At 76.0% G+C, this 2526-nt stretch carries 3 protein-coding genes; all 3 read right to left on the reverse strand.

Annotated features, from left to right (window positions below):
- The coding region (locus ACLEQD_RS41260; RefSeq protein ID WP_410391392.1) for a cache domain-containing protein at window positions 1-522 on the reverse strand (522 nt) is incomplete at its 3' end.
- A complete protein-coding gene (locus ACLEQD_RS41265; protein ID WP_410391394.1) occupies window positions 513-1934 on the reverse strand; it encodes an ABC transporter substrate-binding protein in 1422 nt (473 codons plus the stop codon). The genes ACLEQD_RS41260 and ACLEQD_RS41265, both read right to left, overlap by 10 nt.
- The coding region (locus ACLEQD_RS41270; protein WP_410391395.1) for an FG-GAP repeat domain-containing protein at window positions 1934-2526 on the reverse strand (593 nt) is incomplete at its 5' end. The genes ACLEQD_RS41265 and ACLEQD_RS41270, both read right to left, overlap by 1 nt.

Here is a 2526-nt window from a genome sequence, read left to right on the forward strand (position 1 = left end):
CAGGCGCACGTCGCCGTAGTCCACGGGGCGCGCGGTGACGAGCGCGGGGACCTGGCGCAGGCCCGCGTCGCCGCGCACGTCCACGCGCACGGGGACGGGCTTGGGGGACCGCTCCTTCGTCACGGCGAAGAGGACGGGGTCCGGGTCTCCGCGCCGGGCGGGCAGGTGGCCGGAGGACAGCACGGTGCCGTTGCGGTCGAAGAGGGTGAGCACGGTGAGGCCGCGGCTCCTCATCAGGCCCTCGGCGGTGTTGGCCTGGATGGCGCGCAGGGGGGCGGAGCGCGCTTCGCGCACGAGGTCCTCCATGGCGGGGCTCTCCACCAGCTCCTCGACGGCGCGGCGCGCGTTGGCGGCGGAGCGCTCCAGGGACTCCTGCGCGGAGGTGGTGGCGGCCGTCATGCGCGCGTCCAGCTCGCGCGACAGCGTGTCGCGCAGGCGCGTCAGCGTCAGCGGAACGACGATCGCCAGCGGCACCAGCGCGAGCAGCGCGAAGGCGAGCGCGAGCCGGGTCCTCAGCCGCATGCCGGCCGGTCCTTCCTGGGGGCCGCCGGATCCGCCGCATGGGTCGGGCTCATGGTCTTCCTCCGCCACCCGAGGCTTCCACAGGGGCCAGCCAGGCGCCCTCGAGCACCGGCAGGCCCTGGGCGTCCAGCACCAGCCCCGTCACCTCCGGCGCCGCGCGCAGGGCGAGCCCCTGGGCGTACAGCGGGATGAGCGGCACGGAAGGGGCGAGCACCAGGGCCCGTTCGCGGCTTCGCGCATCGCGGCGCCGCGTCCGTGAGCGCTCCGATGGGGGGCAGCTCCACGCCGAGCAGGTCCCTGCGGCCGCCTGCCTCCAGCACCACCGCCAGCGCGGGGCCGGGGATGGGCGGCAGGAGGAACGCGCTGAGCATCAGCTCGAAGTCACCCCTGGCCTGACGGCTTCGCAGCGCGGCGCGCGACTGGGGCTCCAGCGCGACGGTGTAGCCCTGGTCGTGCAGCTTCACCTGGATGCGCTCGGCCACGGCGCGTTGATCCGCCAGCGCGGCGTCATAGGCGAGCGTCACCTTGCGCGACGCGCCCGCCGGGGGCGTTCCGGGCCGGGCCCTGGGGACCTGGGGCATCAGCGCGGGCGGCAGCAGGTTCGCCATGGGCACGGCGGGCCCCTTCACGAACAGCCGCGTGAGGTCCTCGCGGTCGATGGCGCTCTCCACGGCCTGACGGAAGTCCGCGGGCACCTTCCGGGGCGAGTACGCCAGATAGGTCGCGTACAGCGCGGCGCCCGTGAGGGTGTCGCTGTCCGGCGGCGTGCCCAGCTCCACCTGCACCTGCCGCGCGGCCCACAGCCGGGTGAGGCCCCGCTCATCCGTGGCGGTGAGCGCCAGCCGGTCCAGGTACGGCCGGCCTTCGGGCCACGTGAGCCGGGCCTCCAGCACGCCCCGGCCCGCCGCGCTGAACGGGCCCGACGTGGGCGAAGGGGGCGTCGCGAGGGCAGGGTGACACAGCGAGCGCTCCAGGTCGGGCCAGGGGAAGGCCAGCGCCAGGTCCAGCGTGGCGCCCGTGGACGTCACCTGCCGGCCCTCGCCGCGCAGCGGATACAGCAGCGCGCGGTACGGTGACGGCGACTCCGTGGACGACAGCCGCGTCCACGCGCGGGCCAGGGCGGTGGCGCTGGCGGCGGAAGGCATCGCCACGCGCAGGGCCTGCGGCACGGGCCGGGTCAGCTCCCGCGCCAGCGTCGGGTGCACCTGTCCGCCGGCGTCCGCGCGACACACGGGCCGCGTCAGCAGGCCCAGCAGCGCGGCCTCCATCGGCGTGTCGGCGAGCGCGGGCTCACCGACTTCAGGCGGGCCCGCATGGGCCACCCGCAGCTCGCCGCCGTAGCGGGGACGGCTGGCCGCCAGCGCGGGCGCGGAGGAGAGAAGCACGAGGCCCGCGAGGGCGGAGCGGATCATCACGGTGCACCCTGGCGCAGGAGGAACAGCTCGCTCGTGCCGTCCGGCTTCCACGAACCCACGAGGACCTCGCGGCGCTTGTCGCCATCCAGGTCCGCCGTCACCACGTACAGCGCCCGGCCCGGCGGGAGCGCGCCCTGCCACAGGGGCTCGTGCGCCAGCGGCGCGTCGGACGTCAGCGAGAACACCCGCAGCACGTCCGGTGCCGGCTGGAGCTGCGGTGACGTGGTGAGCAGCTCCGGTACCCCGTCGCCATCCAGGTCTCCCAGCGCGCTGCCTGCTCCCAGCCCGGACGCCTTCGCCGGCGCGGACGCGGGACGCGCGTAGAGCGACGCCGTGCCGTCCGCATGCACGAACAGCATGCGCGGGGACGCGAAGCTCGCCGTGCCGAAGGGCGCGGGCACCGTGAGGGTCCGCCCGTCCGCCAGCCGCACCTCCGGCGCGAACACCGTCTGCCCCGGCACGAACGCTCCCCGCTCCGCCGTCCCTAGCGGCGCGGCGTCCAGCGTCCCCGACGGGCGCAGCGTCCCCTTCGCCTTGTCCAGCACCAGCACCTCGCCGCGCGCGTACCGCGTGCTCCAGGCCGCCAGCC

It is taken from the genome of Corallococcus sp. 4LFB (assembly GCF_046520365.1).
GTDB classification, from domain to species: domain Bacteria; phylum Myxococcota; class Myxococcia; order Myxococcales; family Myxococcaceae; genus Corallococcus; species Corallococcus caeni.